The following is a 7289-nucleotide window of genomic DNA, read 5'->3' as shown; positions in this document are numbered from 1 at the left end:
CAGGTTATGCTGAACAATTTGTCCAAAAATTCGGATTAAATTTGCAATCTACCTCACTATTAAAATTATTGTACTGGTAATCGATTAGGTGTACGCTGTACTCGTAAAATTAAATGGCGATGACGTTCGCCGCAAATAATTGTTGATCAATTTGATGACGTCTACTACAAAATTTTCTTTGAGAATTACTTTTGTAGTAGACGCCTTTATTTTTAGAAAGGAAGTTTTAAATGATGACTGTATTTATTGATAGTGTTAAAGCTCGCGAAATTTTTGATTCTCGTGGTAACCCGACTGTTGAGGCCGATGTTATTTTGTCCAATGGTATTGTGGGACGAGCCGCCGTGCCTTCAGGAGCTTCAACTGGTGAAAAAGAAGCCGTTGAACTGCGAGATGGCGGCCAACGTCTGCAAGGAAAAGGAGTCTTAACGGCCGTAAACAATGTTAATACTGAAATCAATCAAGCCCTGCACGGCGCCGATCCTTGTAATCAAGCTCATATTGACCAACTAATGATTGACCTAGATGGTACGCCGAATAAAGCTCGGTTAGGGGCCAATGCTATTTTAGGCGTATCAATGGCCACAGCTCGCGCCGCAGCCCAAACCACCAACCAACCGCTATATCGATATTTAGGTGGTACTGATTTAGAATTGCCTCAGACTTTCCACAATGTCATCAACGGTGGTGAACATGCCGATAACGATATTGATATTCAAGAATTTCTAATTACCCCAGTTGAACGAACCAGCTTTCGAGATGGTTTCGAAAAAATCACTAATACGTATCACACGCTCAAGAAGGTCATCGAGGCTGCCGGCTACACGACCGGTTTAGGTGACGAAGGTGGGTTTGCCCCAAATCTAAAGTCATCGAAGGAAGCCTTACAAATGTTACACACTGCCATTCTTGATGCCGGTTACACGCCTGGCAAGGAAATTGCGATTGCCTTTGATGCCGCGGCTTCATATTTTTATAACCGTGACACCCATCATTATAATTTTGAAGGCCACACTTATACGCCAGTCGAATTAGGCCAATACTATCTTGAACTACTAGATCAGTTTCCAGAAATCATTTCCATTGAAGATCCTTATAGTGAAGATGATTGGGATAATTTCGCCGCCTTCACTAAAGCTTATGGTCGCCGTGTCCAAATCATAGCTGATGACCCCGTATGTACCAACCCCACATTAATTCGCCAAGCGATTGAAAAGGGCATGGCCAACTCAATCTTAATTAAGTTGAACCAAATCGGTACGGTAACAGAAACGTTGGCTGCAATTCGGCTAGCTCGTAAAAACGGCTACACTACTATGATGTCGCACCGCTCTGGCGAAACTGGTGATACTTTTGTAGCTGACTTTACGGTCGCCACTAATGCTGCGCAATTAAAGGCTGGCGCCCCTGCTCGGTCGGAACGCGTTGAAAAGTACAATCAGCTCTTGCGTATTGAAGAAACATTAGGAGTGGACGGCACTCGCCTAGCACACTTCCCAGCTGACCTCAAATTTGATTAATTCCGGTCACCCATGTATCACTACGATATGTGCATTGCTTGCCACTTGAAAGGAGTTGTTAGCTGATGGAAGCATCACACTCGGGACTGACAACCACAGAAGCACACCGCCGCTTTAATGAAGCCGGTCCCAATGCAGTCGCCGTACCGCCGTTCAACTTTATTAAGGCTATTTTGTCCCGTCTTTGGGAACCATCCGCTTGGATCTTAGAGGGCGCGTTAATTATCGAGATTCTATTAGGCAAGGGCCTTCAAGCTGGTTTCATTATCCTAATGCTCCTATTTGCAGCTATTAATGGGGCAATTCAGGCTCGCCGATCCGCGCGTGTTTTGCGGACTCTGACTACCCAACTCATTCCACTCGTAGCTGTCAAACGAGATCAAGCATGGCAAAAACTACCCGCAACACAAATCGTTGTTGATGACCTAATCAGCCTTAAACAAGGTGACCTCGTTGCAGCTGACGGACAATTAGTGACCGGCACTTTAGCTGTCGATGAAAGTAGCATCACAGGTGAGAGCGTTACCATTCAACATCAAATTGGTGACCAAATTTACGCCGGTACCGAAATTTTGCAAGGTCATGCCTTAGCATACGTAACCAGAACCGGTAGCAATAGCCGAGCCGGAAAAACCATCAGTCTCATGAATACCGCCACCGCTCCGGGTCAGTTGCAGCGATTACTTGGAAAAATCATCGGCTATCTGGCAATCCTAGATACGGTTTTGGCCGTTGTGCTAGTTGTTACCGCGATTATTCGACACGAAGACTTAATTTCGTTACTGCCATTTCTAGCAATGTTGTTTATTGCGACAATTCCAATTGCCATGCCATCAAGTTTTGCGGTTGCTAACGCCGTTGAAGCTAATGTGTTAAGTAAACAACATGTTCTGGTCAGTGACCTAGCAGGGATTCAAGCAGCTGCCAATCTAAACCTGCTATTAATCGACAAAACTGGCACTATCACAAAAAACCAGCCTCAAGTCATTGCCTGGCATAATCTTTCAACTTGGTCAACGCCCGAACTACTAAGTTGGGCTGCCAGTGCCACTGACCAACGTGACCCAAGTGTTTTAGATACTGCTATTACAACTTATGCCACTAAGCAGCACGCCGCGCCGACTTTACCAACCCACTTCGAACCGTTCAATGCGACTCGCGGTTACGCCGAATCAATGTTGGCACTTAGTGATGGGACTACCGTTAATATCAAATTAGGAGCTTATCGGCGTCTAAGCCAATTAAATCGCCAACCGTTAACTCTACCTGCCAAAATCGATTTTCAGCAAGGTCGCACAGTCGCCATGCTAGTTAATGATTGCTTAGCTGGCATCTTCGTTGTTCAAGATCAACCGCGCAGCGACAGTGCTGCCAAACTAAAAGCTATCAAACAACGAGGAGTTAAAGTTATTATGCTGACCGGTGATCATCAACAAACCGCACGTGCAATTGCCCAACAAGTCAACTTAGCGGGTAAAGTCGTTAGTTTTACGGACTTTGAGACCCACCCTTGGTCTACAAATGACCTAGCAGGAATTGCGGAGGTGGTACCAGAAAACAAGCTAGCAATTGTCAAACATTTCCAAAAAGCTGGCTATACGGTAGGTATGACCGGGGATGGCGTTAATGATGCTCCTGCTCTAAAACAAGCCGAAGTCGGGATTGCGATGCAAAATGCCGTCGATCTGGCAAAACACGCTGCTAAAATCGTCTTGCTAACACCGGGATTAACTTCATTAACCAATATCTTGGACAGTGGTCATCGTGTCTATCAACGGATGCTGACCTGGACAATCACCAAATTATCCCGAACGGCCGAATTAACTTTATTGCTAACGATTGGCTATTTAGCTAGTCGCTTCATACCACTTACCTTAAACGCAATGGTACTAGTAGCGATTTTAAATGATTTAGTTACGTTAGTTTTAGGGACAGATCGAACTACGATTACCTATCAACCAGAGAACTGGAATCTCAAGCGACTTGGTTTACCGGCCGGAGTCTTGGCTGTTAGCTGGACTTTGGTTGGCATTGGCGGGCTCTGGTGGCTTACCACCAAAGGTTATCCAACCAACACAATTAGTACTTGGCTGTATTGCTATTTAATCTTTAGTGCCATGCTGACCATTTTAATGACCCGTACTCAGCAAAAGTTTTGGCAATCGCGACCCAGTAAAATGGTCGGATTAGCCGTCACCGGTAACTTAGTTTTGACCGTTTTACTAGCATGTTACGGTTGGGGAATTGCCCCGATTAGTCCATTAATGATTCTATTAACGTTCTTACTAACTCTGATCACTGCTATCGTGCTAAGCTTGCTCAAGCATTAACTCAATTAACTACAAAAAATGGTTCTACAATATTTGGTGTTGATGGAAATATTCATCGACACCTATTTTTGTGTAAAATAAAAGAACACGTCCTCAAATGCACCACCCATACCGACCAAAGTAAAAGTAAAGGCAAGTGAGAAAACACGTCCCAAGACAATTCTATCGAAGATCTACTTTAAATCCAAGATCCAAATATCATTGGTACCAAAATTGATAACTCTGACAACCATAGACAACTCATTTATGCTAAGTTGACTTATCCAATTTCAATTTGCCCACTTTGTGGGCAATCACCTGTAGTGCGTTTTGGAACGAATCTAATTAATGTTCGCATACCACCAATCAAAGAACGGCCAGTGATTCTCAAGCTAGCTAGGCAACGTTATTTGTGCAAGGTCTGTCAACATACTTTTAGTGCTCAAACACCATTAGTAAAAGCACATTGTCAGATCTCTGAAGATACTAAGCAAATGATTATTTTGCGACTTACCAAAGATATCAGTATTACAGATATTGCCGACGAACTTAATGTTTCACCGGTAGCTATTAATCGAGTCATCGATTCATTGGCAGTTCAAACAAAAACAGCTTTAACCGGATTACCTAGCACTTTGTGCTTTGATGAGTTTTGCTCAACTGGTCATTATATGAGCTTTATTGCAATTAATGGTCAATCCCATCAGTTAGTATCTGTTCTACCCGATCGACTCAATAAATCTATCAAAAGACATTTTATTGGTAATTATTCTTTAGCCGAACGTAGTCAAGTCAAACAAGTCGTTATTGATTTCAATGCTCAATATCAATCCGTTATTCATGAAATTTTTCCACAGGCAAAAATTATTGCAGACAATTTTCATCTAGTACAAATGGGACTCCAGGCGCTTAATCAAACTCGAGTTCAATTAATGCATCATTTTAAACAAGATAGTCGTGAATATCGCGTTCTAAAACATCACTGGCGGCTATTTTTAAAATCCTATACTCACTTAGAAAAACGCAAACCACAATGGTTTGCACATTTAAAAAATTGGTTTACTCAAGAACAGCTAGTTTGGCAAGGATTAGAACTAGCTGACACTTTTCAGCACACATATTTCATAGCTCATGCCTTAGTAGACGCCTTGAGAAACCGTGATTACGATCAATTTATTCAGACTTTAAACAATGTAAAAAATGTTAGCCCACAGCTTGAGACTACGATTAAAACATATCGGAAAAACCTGCCATTGATCAAAAATATGATGATGACTACTTTCTCCAATGGTCCACTTGAAGGTGTTAATCGTAAGATTAAACAGATTAAAAGAACTGCGTATGGGTACAGAAACTGGTCGCACTTTTACACACGTATTCGTATTGAATTTACAATTCAAATAAAAAAGAGAAAACCAATTCGAAAATGAATTGATTTTCTCTGAAAATTCTCTATCAACAGCCGTTGACAAAGAACCCAATTATTTAATAAACGCTTGAATGGCAGCTTCAAACTTGGCTAACTTATCATTAGCTTCGTCGAGTGAATCGCCTAACGTTCCGATATAGAACTTGATTTTGGGTTCAGTCCCAGATGGGCGAATCGCAATCCAAGTGCCATCAGTTAACTTGTATTTCAAAACATTGGCCGTTGGCAAGGCAATTTCAGCCGTATGACCATCTTTGAACGTTTCCGTTTGGCTTTGGAAGTCTTCCGTTGAAACTACTTCATAGCCGGCAAAGTCCGTTGGCGCTTCATTACGGAACTTGGTCATCAAGGCCGCAATCTTATCGCTCCCACCGACACCGTCGAATTCTTCAGAAGTGGTCTTTTCACGGAAGTACCCGTATTCAGCGAATAAGGCTTGTAACCCATCATATAAGTTCTTGCCTTGCTTCTTGTAGTAAGCAGCTACTTCAGCTAATAAGACGGTCGTTTGAATGGCGTCCTTATCATGCACGAATGGCTTGATTAAGTAACCGTAACTTTCTTCAAACCCGAACATGTAAGTATGTTCACCAGTCGCTTCAAAATGTTCGATTTGTTCGGCAATGTACTTGAAGCCGGTCAAAACATTGATCATGTCAACATTGTATGAAGCGGCGACCTTCGTTGCAAATTCACTTGAAACGATGGACTTAACGGCTGCCGCATTGGCTGGTAACGTGCCCGCATCCTTGTTAGCTTGCAAAATGTAGTGCAACAAGATAGCGGCAATTTGGTTCCCCGTTAATAAGACATATTCGCCATCGGGTTGACGAACCGCCGTCCCTAACCGGTCAGCATCCGGGTCAACGGCGATTAAAACATCGGCGCCTTCCTTTTTACCTAAATCAATCGCCATCTTGAAGGCTTCGGGGAATTCAGGGTTCGGGAACTTGACCGTTGAAAATTCAGGGTCAGCCGTCGCTTGCTCTTTAACGACACTAAAGTTTTTAAAGCCTGCATTCTTCAAGGCTTTTTCGCCAAGCATCCGGCCAGTCCCATGTAATGGCGTGAAGACCAACTTCATGTCCTTACCAACTTCATCGACTAATTTTTGATTAATCGTAACTTCTTTGACCTTAGCTAAATAAGCTTGGTCAACATCGTCACCAATAATCGTCATCGTCTTGTCAGCTAACAATTGCGCTTCATCGGCAACCGCAACCGCAAATAAATCGTCAACTTTACGAATGTAAGACGTAATCAAGTCAGATTCCTTAGGTGGCATTTGGCCGCCATCTTCACCGTAAATCTTGTAGCCGTTATATTGCTTAGGGTTGTGGCTGGCGGTAATCATGATCCCGGCATAAGTGTGTAAATGCCGTACTGTAAATGAGAGTTCGGGCGTTGGCCGTAAACTTTCGAATACAAATGATTTAATGCCGTGTTCGCCTAAGACCCGCGCTGATTCATGGGCAAAGTCTTCGGAATGATGACGGGAATCAAAACTAATCGCGACACCGCGTTCTTTCACATCAGCGGGTAACGTATCCATAAAGCGCGCCAGCCCTTCCGTTGCTTGGCGAACAGTATAAATATTCATCCGATTAATCCCAGGTCCGAGGACACCCCGCATGCCAGCGGTCCCAAATTCCATTGGTTCATAGAAGGCATCTTCCAAGGCAGCGTCGTTCCCCGCCATGGCGGTTAATTCTTGTTGTAAACTTGTTTCAAGTGTTGCTTGATTTTTCCAGGTTGTATACGTATCTTTCCAACTCAAAGAGAACATCCCCATTCTGTTATTGTTAGTGCTTACAAAAACAGTATACAACATGTCGTCCCTTTACAAAGTAAAATTTAATAAGAATCTCGGTATCGGCAACGTTTTCACGAATTTTTAACTGTTAATTAATTGATTAGCTTAACAATTTCAAGGGCCCGGTTAGTTAACTGAACCACCAAACTTGATATAATAATGTTTATGGTAGATTGCAAATTTAATCCGAATTTTTGGACAAATTGTTCAGCATAACC

The 7289-nt window shown here is 42.7% G+C and carries 4 protein-coding genes and 1 riboswitch; of the genes, 3 read left to right on the top strand and 1 reads right to left on the bottom strand.

Features of this window, described 5'->3' with window-relative positions:
• The first annotated feature begins 106 nt into the window (after nucleotides 1-106).
• Nucleotides 107-171, top strand: a riboswitch (Fluoride riboswitch).
• A 62-nt stretch (nucleotides 172-233) separates the two neighbouring features.
• The 3 genes from eno to DY78_RS11885 all read left to right on the top strand — a co-directional run bounded on the left by eno (nucleotide 234) and on the right by DY78_RS11885 (nucleotide 5259).
• Complete coding sequence (eno, locus tag DY78_RS11895; protein ID WP_033613072.1) at nucleotides 234-1520, top strand: phosphopyruvate hydratase; 1287 nt, start codon at nucleotides 234-236, stop codon at nucleotides 1518-1520.
• A 65-nt stretch (nucleotides 1521-1585) separates the two neighbouring features.
• Nucleotides 1586-3850 carry an HAD-IC family P-type ATPase gene (locus DY78_RS11890; RefSeq protein ID WP_024626321.1) on the top strand — a complete coding sequence of 755 codons (2265 nt, stop codon included), beginning with the start codon at nucleotides 1586-1588 and terminating at the stop codon, nucleotides 3848-3850.
• A 182-nt stretch (nucleotides 3851-4032) separates the two neighbouring features.
• Nucleotides 4033-5259, top strand: coding sequence for an ISL3 family transposase (locus DY78_RS11885; protein ID WP_051385261.1), 1227 nt, complete (start codon nucleotides 4033-4035; stop codon nucleotides 5257-5259).
• A 51-nt stretch (nucleotides 5260-5310) separates the two neighbouring features.
• Here DY78_RS11885 and DY78_RS11880 read toward each other — a convergent pair whose 3' ends face one another.
• Entirely contained in the window at nucleotides 5311-7035 is a 1725-nt protein-coding gene (locus DY78_RS11880) for a phospho-sugar mutase (protein ID WP_024626319.1), read from the bottom strand.
• Between the last annotated feature and the right edge of the window lie 254 nt (nucleotides 7036-7289).

Source organism: Lactiplantibacillus fabifermentans DSM 21115, from assembly GCF_000498955.2.
Classification (GTDB): Bacteria; Bacillota; Bacilli; order Lactobacillales; family Lactobacillaceae; genus Lactiplantibacillus; species Lactiplantibacillus fabifermentans.
Note: the sequence above shows the minus strand (reverse complement) of the source record. Positions and strands in the feature narration are given on the sequence as shown.

Excerpts from the sequence above, each read along its gene's own strand:
- DY78_RS11890 (WP_024626321.1), top strand. The coding sequence starts at position 1,586 with ATGGAAGCATCACACTCGGGACTGACAACCACAGAAGCACACCGCCGC.
- eno (WP_033613072.1), top strand. The coding sequence starts at position 234 with ATGACTGTATTTATTGATAGTGTTAAAGCTCGCGAAATTTTTGATTCT.